This is a genomic window from Parafannyhessea umbonata (assembly GCF_012844235.1).
Taxonomy (GTDB): Bacteria; Actinomycetota; Coriobacteriia; order Coriobacteriales; family Atopobiaceae; genus Parafannyhessea.
Genome location: NZ_JABAGR010000006.1, coordinates 157,378 through 170,380, shown reverse-complemented (window position 1 = coordinate 170,380; position 13,003 = coordinate 157,378). Strand labels below are relative to the sequence as shown.

The following is a 13,003-nucleotide window of genomic DNA, read 5'->3' as shown; positions in this document are numbered from 1 at the left end:
TTTAAACAAAAACCGTCCCGAGCACATGGCTCAAGGACGGAGTTATCCGCGGTACCACCTTGATTGGCGTTCACGTTGTCTCTCGCGAGCACCCACTCGTTGAGCCCCGTTCCGTGGGGCGGACGGCTTCCCTACTTGCCGGCGGCTGCCCGACGGCGTTCAGGTCGCGGCTGGTGGAGTGAACTTCGTCCGTCAGCCTTCGTGAGAGCCTCTCAGCCGGTGAGCTCCCTCTCTGTCCTCCAGCGACGCGACGGCCGAACCTCTCCGTCATTGCCTAGTGGCTGAGGATAGCACACAACGCGCCAACGGGCGAGAAGAACGCGGACATTCACAACTCGCGGCGCGTGACGGCACAGCGGCCGCGCGCGTGGCGGGACGGCGCGCGTGGCAAGGCGGCAAGCCGATCGGCGCTACTCGGAAAACGGCCACTCCCCCGCGGCCAGCGCCTCGATCGCGTCCGCCACGGCTTCCTTCGTGCTCGGGCCGATGTGCCAGCGGGCCGCCGCGGCCGCCTCCGGCGTGGCGTTCGCCACCGCCACGGAGTTGGGAATGGCCTCGAACATTGACAGGTCGTTCCCGGCGTCGCCAAAGACCACGACCTCGTCCACGCCGATTCCCAGCTCGCGCGCTAGCGCCAGTATGCCCGTGGCCTTGTTCCACCCCGCGCGCATGACGTTCGTGAAGCCCGGCTGCGGATAGTCGAAGTCAAGGCCGTCCACCTGCTGGTTCAGGGCATCGACCATGGCGCGCGAGTCCTTCTCGCCCGCGGGCGCAAGCGTGCCGTCCGCGGACTCCCGGGCCAGGAACACGTTCACCTTTGTCGCCGCAAAGTCCGGGAGCCCCAGCGCCGAGCCGTCTGCCCGCGTGCGGCATGCCGCGGCATACGATGGGAACGTCGCCCTAAGGTCCTCGATGCGGCCGCTCACGAGCGAGGGCGTGGCGCCGTCGAACGCGATGACCCCCGCGTGCGGAAAGCCGGCCGCCACCTCCGCGACCCTCGCGAGTGCATCGCCGCTGAAGTTTGCCTCGCGAATCTTGCGACCATCCAGGAACACCTGGTTTCCGTTCGTCGCGACGCACGTCCGGAAGCACGCGGAGTCGCCCGAGAAGAGCGGGGACAGCCAGTCGAAGCCGCGTCCGGTGGCCGGCCCCACGCGGATGCCGGCCTCCATGGCATGGTGCATCGCCGCGCGCGTCCGGGGTGGCACGGCGTCGAGCCCCCAGGGGAGCAGCGTTCGGTCGATGTCCGCAAGGATGAGCCTGATATTCTTACTCGCCATGTTCTGACGTGCCATTTCGTCCTCTTTCGCGTGGTTGGGGCATCAAACATCGCAGCATATGATACGGCACCTGCGGCACCGGGGCCGACTCGCCGGGGCTTTGCCCCATTGAATCGATAGCCTGGGCCAACTCCGCCGCGCTCGCCCGGCCCAGCCGTGAAGCCCCCGTGATTGGAGCTGCCACGTTTGGCGGCGTCCAACACGCCGGTACACTTCTGCCGCGAGTTTGCAGGGCCGGCGTAAACTCGGCCCTCACGAGTACGGGGAAGCGTTGCGTGCCGGTACACTCCTGCGGCGAGTTTGCACGGTTGCACGAAACTCGGGCCAGACGGGTACCGGGGGGCACCCTGGCGGTACACACCTGCCCCCAGTTCGCGGGCGGCCTGCAAACTCGGCCCTCATGTGTGCCGAGGGTGTCCCCCGCCGGTACACGTGTGGCAGAAACGCACGGGATCCCGCAAACTCGCGGCCGACGTGTGCCATAAGAAATCAAACCATGGCAGGAACTCGCGCATGTGTACCGGAAAATGCAAACTCGGGTCAGACGTGTACCATGTGGAATTAGTCTAATTCCACATAACATGAGGTAGATTAGCTGCACAATCAAAGTCTTAACGAACGACCCGGTACACGTCTGACAGTTCCTGACATGGCTCGACTTTCGATGCTACTCGTCTGGCCCGAGTTTACAACTTCTTGCCAAAAGCGCGCCCATGTGTACCCACCCCGTACACATGGGCGCCCAGTTTGCAGGGCCCCTGCAAACTGGGCTTCGAAGTGTACCCGGCCCGGTACACGTCTGCCGCGAGCTTGCACGGACCCGCGAAACTCGGCCGCGACGTGTACGGGGCGTGTCAACTCGGGGCTCACGTGTACCGGCGGCTGGCGGCGCCGGCACCACGCACCAGCGCCGCCAGCGCCACGCACCGGCGCCACCGCCCGCAGCGCCACGCGCCATCGCACCCGCACGCCGCCCGCGCCCGCCACGCAAACGGGGACCGGCCAACAAAGCCGAGCCCCGCATCACATTCGCGCAACCCCAGGTCGCCCGCAGCGCACGCCACCGGCGCCCAGCACGCCCCTACTTGAAGCAGCCCTCGACAATCGCGGCGAGCTTCTCAGAATCGTCGCAGTTCAGAAGGTCGCTGCGGAACGACTCCTTCGTCAGCATGATGGCAACCTCGCTCAGTAGCTGCAGGTGCGTCGTGCCCTTCTCCTCACGCGGGGTGCAAATCGCAATGGCGACCTTGATGGGCTTCTTGTCCATCGACTCCCACTCGATGTCGCCGGCAAACTTCACCAGCAGGACGGCCGTCTGCTTGATGGCATCGCTCGTCGCATGCGGAATGGCAAAGCCGTCCATCATGCCCGTGGTGCCCTCGGACTCGCGAGCCTTGAAGGCGTCCAGCACTGTCTTCTCGTCGTCGGCGTAGCCAAGCTCGACCATCTTCTTCGAGAGGAACTCAAGAGCCTCGTCTACGTTCTTCGCAGGGTTGTCAAGAAACACGTGGGACGACTTAACGTAATCTGCCATGACAGTCTCCTTTGGCAAAGCCGGTTACCAACACTCTTAAATCCAATTGTATCCGCGTAAACGGTGGCGAACGTCATAAAAGAAGCAAAAGTTTGCTGCTCATGTATTCGTGGACATTTCCGTCCGCCGCCACCGCCGCGGGCGAGAAGGACGCGGCCCCGCGCTTCCCGCCCAGCCTCCTTGCCCTGGCGCTACTCGCCCTTCGCGGCCTCCTGCAGTGCCGCGTACGCGACGCCGTACATGCCGGCCTCGTTGCCGAGGCTGCACGGCAGGATGCGCGCGCTCGCGCTGGTCGAAAGGCAGTGCGACCTGAACGAGGCCGCGAGCCTCTCCGCAAACAGGTCGAAGCCACCGGCCACGCCGCCGCCAATCAGGTACGCCGCCGGATCGATCACGCAGCTTATCTGCGCAAGCGCAAGGCCCAGCGTGTCGCACATCTGGTCGATGGCGCGTTCGGCGCACGCGTCGCCGTCGCGGCACGCGTTGAAGACCGTGATCGTGTCCGTCGCGTGCTCCGGCTTCGGGTGCTCGCCGCCGTCTGCCTTGCATGCCTGCTGGTACAGCCAGACGATGCCCGTCGCGGACGCGTACTGCTCCAGGCAGCCCCTGCGCCCGCAGCCGCACACGCGGGTCTCCCCCGCGTTCACGGTGATGTGGCCGATCTCGCCGCCGGCGCCAAACGCGCCAGACACCAGCTTTCCACCGGTCACGACGCCGCCGCCCACGCCGGTGCCCAGCGTCACCATCACAAAGCTCGAAAGGTCGCGCGCCGACCCCTGCCACAGCTCGCCCAGCGCCGCGGCGTTCGCGTCGTTCACGAAGGCGAGGGTGGCGTTGCCAAACTCGTGCTTGATCGCGGTCTTCAGCCCGTCGGGGTCGAGCCTGATGTTCGGCAGCATGCCCACGCGGCCGCTGTCGTCCACGGGTCCCGGGATGTCCAGCCCCACGGCCGTCACGTCGTCCGGAAGAAACCCCGCGCCAACCACGAGCGAGCTCAGCCCCTCGCACACCTCCGCGAACGCCTTCTCGTCGTCGATGGCACCGGTCGGGATCTTCTTCACCTCCACGAGCTTGCCCTCCGGCGTAAACAGCCCCGCCTTGATGCTCGTTCCGCCAATGTCGATACCCAGCACGCAACTCATAAGGGCTCCTCTCCCCGGCACGCGCCGGGACGGACAACGTGTTCCAAATACCTAAGAGTATCGTTCAAGTCGGCCGCCCGAAAGCCCAGAACCCCGCAACGTGTCCGCCCGGGAGCGCACACGGTCGACGGGCGAGCAGACCTCCCGCGCCGCACGGCGCCCCGCACGCGTCAACGCACCAAATCGCGCGTGGCCACGCCCCCGCAAACCTCCCAATCACGCTAGACTTGTGCATCAGTAGCACGAATTCCGCAGCCCCGCCCACCGTCGGCCTACACGCCGGCCATGGCAGGGCAGGCAAGGAGAAGAACATGCCCTCAGATGATTCCAAGCGCAGGCCAGAGGCGAGAAAAGCCGCGTCCACCGGCGCAGTGCCCTCGTTCCTGAGCATCTTCGCCCACGCGGCCGACAGGTTCGAGGATCCCGCACCGGTTGTGGAGGGCGAGCCCGTCGGCGACGGCGACCTCACGATAGAGCGCGGCCCCAACCTGGACGAGGCAAGGCACGCGCCCGCGGCAGAGGCTCCGGAGCACGCCCCGGCACCCGCCCCGGAGTCGGTCGAGCCGGCGGACGCCGTGGAGCAGATGTACCGCCAGGAGGTCGCGAAGGCGGCGCCGGAGCCTGCCGCCAGCGAGGAGGCGCCCCACGCGGCCGCGCCCAACCGGCCAAGGCCGGCTGACGGACGCGAGGCCATGGGCGTGCCGCGCAAGCCGGCGCCCGCCGCCATCAGCAACCCCAAGGAGGACATCGCCTCCCTCAACGACCTCGAGCGTCACCTGTACGCGCACCGCTACGCGCGCATCGGCATCTCGTGCTACGGCCCGTCCATCGACCCCGCGAAGGCCGTGACCGACCGCGGCGAGGCCCAGGCCATCCTCGAGCAGGAAGACAAGGAGCTCGTCTGCAACCCGGAGACCGGCGCCATGCTCGAGCGTCTCAACTCCATGCCGGACATCCTGACCGACACCCAGAAGGCCCAGGTCAAGATCCTGCGCCGCGACCGCGCGCAGATGGTCGACGTTCCAGACGACGTCCAGATGGACTTCACGCGCCTCCTGGCCAAGTCCGACAGCGTCTGGCAGAGGGCGAAGGCCACGAACGACTTCGCGTCGTTCGAGCCCTACCTCGACAGGATCGTCCAGGCCATGGTCAAGATCGCCCGCTACCGCAACGCGGACGCCGACCCGTACGACGTCTGGCTCGACAACTTCGAGCACGGCTGCGACCGCACGTTCTACGACGAGTTCTTCGGCCAGGTCAGAGGCATCGTCGTGCCGCTGTTCGCAGAGATCCGCCGCCGCGGCTGGCAGCCCGACCGCTCCGTGATCGAGGGCCGCTTCGACGAGCGTCGCCAGTGGGCGCTCGCAAGCGACCTCGTCGACCTCGAGGGGCTCGACCGCGACGCCCTGTTCGTCACCACGACGGAGCACCCCTACTCCGACGCCCTCACCACCAACTACGCCATCATCGCCGCGCACGTGTACGAGAACGACGTCGTCTCGAACGTGTTCACGATGCTGCACGAGGGCGGCCACACGCTGTACGAATGCGGCGTGAACCCGGACTTCAACTACACATCGCTCAAGGGCGGCACCTCCGCCGGCATGCACGAGGCGCAGTCCCGCTTCTTCGAGAACTACGTCGGCCGCAGCCGCGCGTTCGCCGCGCCGCTGCTCAAGACCATGGCGAGCCACTTCCGCGGCCAGCTCGGCCGCGTCACGCCAAACCAGTTCTACCTCGCGGTCAACAGGGCCGAGGGCAGCCTCGTCCGCACCGAGGCCGACGAGCTCACCTACCCGCTGCACGTGCTCGTGCGCTACGAGATAGAGCAGATGCTCTTCTCGGGCCAGATCACCGCCAAGGACGTGCCCGCGGTCTGGAACCAGAAGTACAAGGACTACCTCGGCGTCGACGTTCCGGACGACACCCACGGCTGCCTGCAGGATTCCCACTGGGCCGACGGCCTCTTCGGCTACTTCCCCACCTACGCGCTCGGTGGCGCCATCGGCGCGCAGCTGCGCCACCAGATGATCGCCGAGGGCATGGACTGGGAGGGCCGGCTCTCCAAGGGCAACCTCGCCCCCGTGCGCGAGTGGCTGCGCACGCGCATCTGGCAGTACGGCCGCTCCAAGGACTCCGCCGAGCTCATCCAGAACGCGTGCGGCGAGCCGTTCAACGCCACCTACTACACCGACTACCTGCTCCAGAAGTTCTGCGCCATCTACGGCATCAGGATGCCGGAGCCCGAGGAAGGCGACCAGGCGTGAGGGCGTGCGTCCAGCGCGTCAGCTCGGCCAGCGTCTCCGTGGACGGAGGCGTCACGGGCAGCTGCGGCCGCGGGTTTCTCGTCCTTCTGGGCGTCGGCCCAGGCGACGACGAACAGACCGCGCGGCGCCTGTGGGAGAAGATCTTCCGCCTCAGGGTGTTCGACGACCGCGACGGCAAGATGAACCTCTCGCTGGCGCAGGTGGACGGCGAGGTGCTCGTGGTGAGCCAGTTCACGCTCTATGCGGACTGCAGGCGCGGCAACCGGCCGTCGTTCACGGACGCCGCTCCCCCAGAGCTCGGGGAGCGCCTGTACCGCCGCTTCCTCGAGCTCGCCGCCAAAGACGTCCGTCACGTGGGCCACGGCGTCTTTGGCGCGGACATGCAGGTGTCGCTCGTAAACGACGGCCCCATCACCATATGGCTCGACACGGACGAGCTGTCAAGACCCAGGAGGTAGCCCCATGAGCAAGTTCTTCACGGAGTTCAAGGAGTTCGTCAGTCGCGGCAACGTGATGGACATGGCGGTCGGCGTCATCATCGGCGGCGCGTTCACCGGCATCGTCACGTCGCTCACGGACAACATCATCAACCCGCTCATCACGTTCCTGACCGGCGGCGGAACGGAGATCTCCGGCCTCGTGGTCCCCGGCACCAAGATCGACTTCGGCGCGTTCATCAGCTCCGTCATCAACTTCCTCATCGTGGCGCTCATCGTGTTCATCCTGGTAAAGAGCGTCAACAGGCTGAGCGAGGCCACGGCGAAGCTCACGCACGCCCAGGAGCAGAAGGAGGAGGCCGCGGCCCCCGTGTGCCCGCACTGCCTGGAGGAGGTCAAGGCCGGCGCCACCCGCTGCCCGCACTGCGGCGGCGAGATTCCCGGCGGCGCACGCGCAAAGGCGTAGGCACGCGCGACGCGGGCGCGCAAGCACGTCATGCAACGGGCTCCCGGCAATCGTCGGGAGCCCGTTTCGCGTGCAGGCGCGCAAGCCCCGTGGGCGCGGCGCTACGCCATGACGACGAGCCCCTCCGGACCCTCCCGCACGGGATACAGCCCGGTCGCCACCTCGCGCGCCACGGCATACTCCCCCGATCTGAACAGCGCGAGCACCACCCGCTGGAAGCGCGGCGCGTACGACGCCAGCACCTCGAGCGCCACGGCCAGCCCCTCCTCCAGCGGGTATCCGTACACGCCGCACGATATCGCCGGAAACGCGATGGACGCGTCACCCAGCCCCAGCGCCAGCTCACACGAGCTGCGGTAGCAGGACTCAAGCTCCCGCCGGCACTCGTCCGCCCTTCTCGCGCTGTACACCGGGCCGACGGTGTGGATCACGTGGCGCGCCTGGCGTATGCCATACGCGCCTGTCGCCTTCGCCTCGCCCGTGCGGCATCCGCCAAGCGTGCGGCACTCCCTAAGCAGGCCCGGGCCGGCGGCGCGGTGGATGGCGCCGTCTACGCCCCCGCCGCCCAGCAGCGTGTGGTTCGCGGCGTTCACGATGGCGTCCGCCTTCTGGTCCACAACGGACCCTTGCACCACGCAGAGCAAGGCTAGTCCTTCTTGCGCAGGTAGCGGGCGGCATCGGGGTCGGTCGGCCGCAGGAACTGCTTGCAAATGTTATCCGTGCGCAGGTACTCCTTCCCCCAAGGGTCCGTCAGCGGCACCAGGTCGCGCGGGCTCTTTGCGAAGTACATGTCGGGCTCGCGGGTCTCGTGCGGGTCGGCCAGCGTGTAGCCCCTGCTGCACGATCCCTGGTACCTTCCCCACTCCTCGTTGTACGAAAAGCTGCTGAATATGCAATCCGAGCAGTGCAGTCCTGTCGCCATCGGTCGTCCTTTCCAATGCATCGCCACCTACACAGTCTTCCCGGCTCGCCGGCTTTGATTCACCTTGCTCGCCAGACGGCGCCCACGCGCCATGCCGCAAGCGCTATCGTGGTAGCGTCGCATCACGCATCATCGCACGAACGTCCACCACAGGGGAATGGAGAAGAGCATGCGCGCCAGGATCGCAAGGGCACTCGTGGACTGGCTGGGAAACGCCGGCGCACGGCTGCTGCACGACCGCGTCGTCGTGGCGTCCGCCGACACCATGTTCGGGCCCACGCAGGTCGTGGACGTGCACGACGCCTCCGGCGCGCCCGTCCGCGTGCTCGAGGTGGACGGCACGTGGCAGAGCGCCACCTACCTGGACGACTCCTGGTGCGAGCTCGTCTTCCCATACCACCGGTTGTTCGCGCGCGCCATGGGGGCCATGGGCCGGCGGCCCCAGCGCGTGCTCATGCTCGGCGGGGGCGGCTACGCGTTTCCCAAGTACCTCGTGGCGCACGACCCGGACGCCCGCGTGGACGTGGTCGAGGTCGACCCCGCGGTCTCGCGGCTCGCGCGCGACTACTTCCTGCTGGGACGCCTCGACCAGATGAGCCCCGGCAGCTCCTCGCGCATAAGGACCTTCAACATGGACGGCCGCGCGTTCCTGGACGGCGACGCCGGACTCCCGCGCTACGACGTGGTCGCAAACGACTGCTTCGGGGCGCTCCTGCCCACGCGCTCCCTCGCCACGCTCGAGGGCGCCCGCGCCGCGAGGGGCCGCCTCGCGCGGGACGGGATCTACCTGGCGAACGTCGTGTCCGCGCTGGAGGGCGAAAGGTCGCGGCTCCTGCGCGACGTCACGCGCACGCTCGGGGAGGTCTTCTCCCACGTGTACGTCATCCCGTGCTCCACGGACGAGCCGGACGTGGAGGACAACAACGTCGTCGTCGCGTCAGACGCCCCGCTCGAGCTCGAGGGCGCCCTCGAGCCCTCCCCCGAACCCGCGGGGGCCGTGCTCCGCGACTGACCCGCCGCCGCACCCGCCGCCCGCACGTCGAGCGCACGCGACGTCTGGCGTAAGAGCCGCGGGCGGCGTGCCGGGGCGCGCATATACTCTGTCTCGTCTTTTTTTCGAGCGGAGGGAGAACGCATGTCACAGGGCGATGTCGCACGCACGCCCATCTCGTTTGCGTCGGCAGACGGGGTATCTACCATTCGCGGATACGCCTGGCGCACAGGCGACCCCGATGCCGCGCGCGAGTCGCGCCCCAGGGGCGTCGTCGTGCTCGTGCACGGCATGGCCGAGCACATCGAGCGCTACGACGAGTTCGCCCGCTACCTCGCAGGCGCCGGCTACCTCGTCTGCGGGCACAACCAGATCGGCCACGGGTCGAGCGCCGAGCCAGGGCGCTGGGGGTGCCTTCCCGCCCAGGGCGGGAGCGACGCCCTGGTGGAAGACGTCGAGCGCCTGCGCACGCTTGCCGCCGCGTACTGCGCGCCCGGCACGCCGTGCTTCGTGTTCGGCCACTCCATGGGAAGCTTCGTCGCCAGGTACTACGCCGCCACGTACGGCGACAGGATCTCCGGCGCCGTCATCTGCGGCACCGGCTTCGTCGAGCCCCGCACGTCGCGTGCAGGCCACGCCATGGCCCTCGCGATAGCGCGCATGCGCGGCCAGGACCACAGGAGCGCCCTTCTCCACGCCATGGCGGACGGCGCGTACGCGAAGGCCATCCCAAACCGCCGCACGGACTTCGACTGGCTGTCCCACAACCAAGAGAACGTGGACGCGTACATCGCGGACGACGCGTGCGGCTTCATGTTCTCCGCGGGAGGCTACGCCACGCTCACGGAGCTCACGGCCGAGGTCTGCACGCTGGAGTGCGCCCAGCGCGTCCCGCACGACCTCCCGCTGCTCTACGTCGCCGGCGCGGAGGACCCCGTGGGCGAGTTTGGCCGCGGGGTCGTGCGCTCGGCCGAGCTCGCGCGCCGCGCCGGCTCCACGGACGTCACGTACAGGATATTCGACGGCATGCGGCACGAGGTCCTGCAGGAGGACGGCCATGCCGCCGTGTTCGAGTGCGTACGCGGCTGGCTCGACCGCCACGCACCCGCCCCGAACCCAGAACCCAAGACGGAGGCATAGCATGAGCGAGAAGTACATAGTCGCGCTCGACCAAGGCACCACGTCCTCGCGCGCCGTCCTGGTCGACCACGCGGGACGCATGGTCGACTGCGTGCAGCGCACGTACCCGCAGATCTACCCCAAGCCGGGCTGGGTGGAGCACAACCCGCAGGAGATCCTGTACTCGCAGCTCGGGAGCCTGACGGAGCTCGCGAGCCGCCACTCCCTCACCGTGGACAACGTCGACGCCATCGGCATCGACAACCAGCGCGAGACCACGATCGTGTGGGATCCCACCACGGGCGAGCCCATCCACAACGCCATCGTGTGGCAGTGCCGCCGCACCGCGCCCATCATCGACGAGCTGTGCGGCACAAAGGACGCAAGGCGCATGGTCCAGCAGAAGACCGGGCTTTTACCTGACGCGTACTTCTCGGCCAGCAAGATCAAGTGGCTGCTGGACAACGTGGACGGGGCGCGGGAGCGCGCCGAGGCCGGCGAGCTCGTGTTCGGCACCGTGGACACATGGCTCGTGTGGGTGCTCACGGGCGGGCTCGTGCACGCGACGGACCCCACGAACGCCAGCCGCACCATGCTGTACAACATCCACGAGGGCTGCTGGGACCAGGAGCTCCTGGACCTGTTTGGCATTCCCGCCTCCATGATGCCTGAGGTGCGGCCGTCCGCCTCGTTCTTTGGCGAGACGAGCTACCCGGGCATCCCGGCGGGCATTCCCATCCGCGGCGTCGCCGGCGACCAGCAGTCCGCGCTGTTTGGCCAGTGCTGCTTCGAGCCCGGCCAGGCGAAGAACACGTACGGCACGGGCTGCTTCCTGCTCATGAACACGGGCGAGCAGGCGCCGGTATCGCAGAACAACCTGGTCACGACCATAGCGGCCACGCCGCCGGGCGCGCCGCACGTGCAGTACGCGCTCGAGGGCAGCGTGTTCGTGGCCGGCGCCCTCATCCAGTGGCTGCGCGACGAGATGCACCTCGTCCGCACCGCCGAGGAGACGGAGTTCCTGGCGCGCAGCGTCCCCAACACGGGCGGCGTGTACATAGTGCCCGCGTTCACCGGGCTGGGCGCCCCGTACTGGAAGCCAGACGCGCGCGGGCTCATCTGCGGCATCACCCGCGGCACCACGCCGGCGCACGTGGCGCGGGCGGCGCTCGAGGCGCTGGCGTACCAGACGTACGACCTCGCGCGCGCCATGGAGGCCGACGCCGGGGTGACCCTGCGCGACCTGAACGTGGACGGCGGCGCGTCCCGAAACGACTTCCTCATGCAGTTCCAGGCGGACGTCCTGCGCGCGAGCATCAGGCGCCCCCAGAACATCGAGACCACGTCCCTTGGGGCCGCGTACCTCGCGGGCCTCGCAAGCGGCTTCTGGTCGGGAACGCAGGATCTTCTCGCCCTGCGCTCCTCTGACGACGTGTTCCGTCCTACCATGGACGCAGACGATGCGGCCGGCCTCCTGGCCGGTTGGAAGGACGCGATTAGGAGATCGATGTAGATGGACCTCTTCGTCAGCCAGGCAATCAGGCGCTACGTGAGGGACTCGCACGCGGAGGAGCTGGAGCTCCTGCGCACGCTGGCGAGGATTCCCGCGCCGTCTCACCACGAGGAGCAGCGCGCGAGCTTCATCGCTGGATGGCTCCACGCGCACGGCGCGCGCAACGTGCGCGTGGACGACGAGAAGAACGTGCTGTGCCTGCTGATGAACCCCCGCGCGAGGCGCGAGGCGCACCACGACGCGCAGACGCTTGCCGAGAGTGTGAAGAACCACACGCTCACGATGTACGCCGCCCACACCGACGTCGTGTTTCCCGACACGACGGAGCTGCCGATTCGCGAGGACGACGTGCGCATGTGGGCGCCGGGCGTGGGCGACGACACCGCGAACCTCGTGAACCTGCTGATGGCGACGAAGTTTTTGCTGCAGAACCCGCTGGCGCTGGACAGGGCCACGCGCAAGGGCAACATCCTGGTGGTCGCGAACACCTGCGAGGAGGGCCTGGGCAACCTCGCGGGAACGCGCAACCTGTTTGACGAGGTGGGCGACTGCGTGGACCGGTACTTCTCGTTCGACCTGTACCTTCCGCAGTGCATATCCGTGTGCGTGGGGTCGGAGCGCTACCAGATAGACGTGGAGTGCACGGGCGGCCACTCGTACCACGACTATGGCAACGCGAACGCCATAGAGGAGCTCTGCTCGATCATAGAGGACCTGTACCGCATAAACCCGCCGACCGACGTGATGGACGGCGCGCACACCACCATGAACGTGGGCAAGATCGAGGGCGGCACCACCATCAACTCGATCCCGTCGCACGCGATGGCGAAGTTCGAGTTCAGGTCGTCCTCGCGCGAGAACATCGAGGTAATGCGCGCGTTCTTCGAGAGCGTGATCGAGAGGCACCGCCACGAGCTCATGAGGCGAGACGACGCCGGCAAGATCGAGCTGACGACGCTGGGCGTGCGCCCGTACGCGAACGGCGTGGACGAGGCGGCCCTGCAGAGGATGACGGAGAGGAGCGCCGCCATCGTGAGGCGCGTGACGGGCAGGGAGGCGGACCTGAGGCCGGCCTCCACGGACGCGAACATCCCGCTGTCCCTGGGGATCCCCGCGAACACGATAGGCACCGTGCGCGGCGCGAAGCTCCACACCCGCGGGGAGTGGATCGAGAAGGAGAGCTTGAAGGAGGGCCTCGAGGTGGTGCTGCGGCTGATGCTGGGAGACTAGGTCCGGCGGCGGGACGACGGCAGGGCCCCGGGAACGGGACGACGCCTCCGCGCGAGCAGATACGCTTGCACGGAGGCGTTTTGAATGTGGTCCGCCATGCAT

12 protein-coding genes are annotated in these 13,003 nt (G+C 67.8%); 7 read left to right on the top strand and 5 right to left on the bottom strand.

Features of this window, described 5'->3' with window-relative positions; all coding sequences use genetic code 11:
- Positions 1-410 precede the first annotated feature (410 nt).
- From HF885_RS07490 to HF885_RS07480, 3 genes are all read right to left on the bottom strand, one after another.
- A complete protein-coding gene (locus tag HF885_RS07490) occupies positions 411-1,295 on the bottom strand; it encodes an HAD family hydrolase (protein ID WP_235927363.1) in 885 nt (294 codons plus the stop codon).
- Positions 1,296-2,361: 1,066 nt separating this feature from the next.
- Positions 2,362-2,814: a PTS sugar transporter subunit IIA gene (locus tag HF885_RS07485; protein WP_170104313.1), complete on the bottom strand. Its 453-nt coding sequence runs from the start codon at positions 2,812-2,814 to the stop codon at positions 2,362-2,364.
- Between the two features lie 191 nt (positions 2,815-3,005).
- Complete coding sequence (locus HF885_RS07480) at positions 3,006-3,956, bottom strand: ROK family protein (RefSeq protein WP_170104312.1); 951 nt, start codon at positions 3,954-3,956, stop codon at positions 3,006-3,008.
- Between the two features lie 311 nt (positions 3,957-4,267).
- On the opposite strand from HF885_RS07480, the gene HF885_RS07475 reads away from it, so the two are divergent.
- The 3 genes from HF885_RS07475 to mscL are packed head-to-tail and all read left to right on the top strand — an operon-like array spanning position 4,268 to position 7,126.
- Entirely contained in the window at positions 4,268-6,223 is a 1,956-nt protein-coding gene (locus HF885_RS07475; protein WP_235927362.1) for a carboxypeptidase M32, read from the top strand.
- On the top strand, positions 6,220-6,681 hold the full coding sequence (gene dtd, locus HF885_RS07470; RefSeq protein WP_170104311.1) for a D-aminoacyl-tRNA deacylase: 462 nt from the start codon (positions 6,220-6,222) through the stop codon (positions 6,679-6,681). Before HF885_RS07475 ends, dtd begins: the two co-directional genes overlap by 4 nt.
- Before the next feature lie 4 nt (positions 6,682-6,685).
- Entirely contained in the window at positions 6,686-7,126 is a 441-nt protein-coding gene (gene mscL / locus HF885_RS07465; protein WP_090845012.1) for a large conductance mechanosensitive channel protein MscL, read from the top strand.
- Positions 7,127-7,227: 101 nt separating this feature from the next.
- Here the strand turns inward: mscL and HF885_RS07460 are convergent, their stop codons facing one another.
- Positions 7,228-7,761 (bottom strand): macro domain-containing protein, encoded by a 534-nt coding sequence (locus HF885_RS07460; RefSeq protein ID WP_328804356.1) that lies wholly within the window; start codon positions 7,759-7,761, stop codon positions 7,228-7,230.
- A gap of 11 nt (positions 7,762-7,772) precedes the next feature.
- Positions 7,773-8,048 (bottom strand): hypothetical protein, encoded by a 276-nt coding sequence (locus HF885_RS07455; protein ID WP_170104309.1) that lies wholly within the window; start codon positions 8,046-8,048, stop codon positions 7,773-7,775.
- A gap of 169 nt (positions 8,049-8,217) precedes the next feature.
- Between HF885_RS07455 and HF885_RS07450 the strand changes: the two genes are divergently transcribed.
- From HF885_RS07450 to HF885_RS07435, 4 genes are all read left to right on the top strand, one after another.
- Complete coding sequence (locus HF885_RS07450) at positions 8,218-9,060, top strand: spermidine synthase (protein WP_170104308.1); 843 nt, start codon at positions 8,218-8,220, stop codon at positions 9,058-9,060.
- 123 nt (positions 9,061-9,183) lie between these two features.
- A complete protein-coding gene (locus HF885_RS07445; RefSeq protein ID WP_170104307.1) occupies positions 9,184-10,179 on the top strand; it encodes an alpha/beta fold hydrolase in 996 nt (331 codons plus the stop codon).
- A 1-nt stretch (position 10,180) separates the two neighbouring features.
- Positions 10,181-11,671 carry a glycerol kinase GlpK gene (glpK, locus tag HF885_RS07440; protein WP_170104306.1) on the top strand — a complete coding sequence of 497 codons (1,491 nt, stop codon included), beginning with the start codon at positions 10,181-10,183 and terminating at the stop codon, positions 11,669-11,671.
- Positions 11,672-12,901, top strand: a complete 1,230-nt coding sequence (locus HF885_RS07435; RefSeq protein ID WP_170104305.1) for a M20/M25/M40 family metallo-hydrolase — start codon at positions 11,672-11,674, stop codon at positions 12,899-12,901.
- Positions 12,902-13,003: the final 102 nt, after the last annotated feature.

Coding starts and splice junctions, on each gene's coding strand:
- HF885_RS07445 (WP_170104307.1), top strand. CDS start 9,184: ATGTCACAGGGCGATGTCGCACGCACGCCCATCTCGTTTGCGTCGGCA.
- HF885_RS07490 (WP_235927363.1), bottom strand. CDS start 1,295: ATGGCACGTCAGAACATGGCGAGTAAGAATATCAGGCTCATCCTTGCG.
- HF885_RS07475 (WP_235927362.1), top strand. CDS start 4,268: ATGCCCTCAGATGATTCCAAGCGCAGGCCAGAGGCGAGAAAAGCCGCG.
- HF885_RS07485 (WP_170104313.1), bottom strand. CDS start 2,814: ATGGCAGATTACGTTAAGTCGTCCCACGTGTTTCTTGACAACCCTGCG.
- mscL (WP_090845012.1), top strand. CDS start 6,686: ATGAGCAAGTTCTTCACGGAGTTCAAGGAGTTCGTCAGTCGCGGCAAC.
- HF885_RS07450 (WP_170104308.1), top strand. CDS start 8,218: ATGCGCGCCAGGATCGCAAGGGCACTCGTGGACTGGCTGGGAAACGCC.
- HF885_RS07480 (WP_170104312.1), bottom strand. CDS start 3,956: ATGAGTTGCGTGCTGGGTATCGACATTGGCGGAACGAGCATCAAGGCG.
- HF885_RS07455 (WP_170104309.1), bottom strand. CDS start 8,048: ATGGCGACAGGACTGCACTGCTCGGATTGCATATTCAGCAGCTTTTCG.
- HF885_RS07435 (WP_170104305.1), top strand. CDS start 11,672: ATGGACCTCTTCGTCAGCCAGGCAATCAGGCGCTACGTGAGGGACTCG.
- glpK (WP_170104306.1), top strand. CDS start 10,181: ATGAGCGAGAAGTACATAGTCGCGCTCGACCAAGGCACCACGTCCTCG.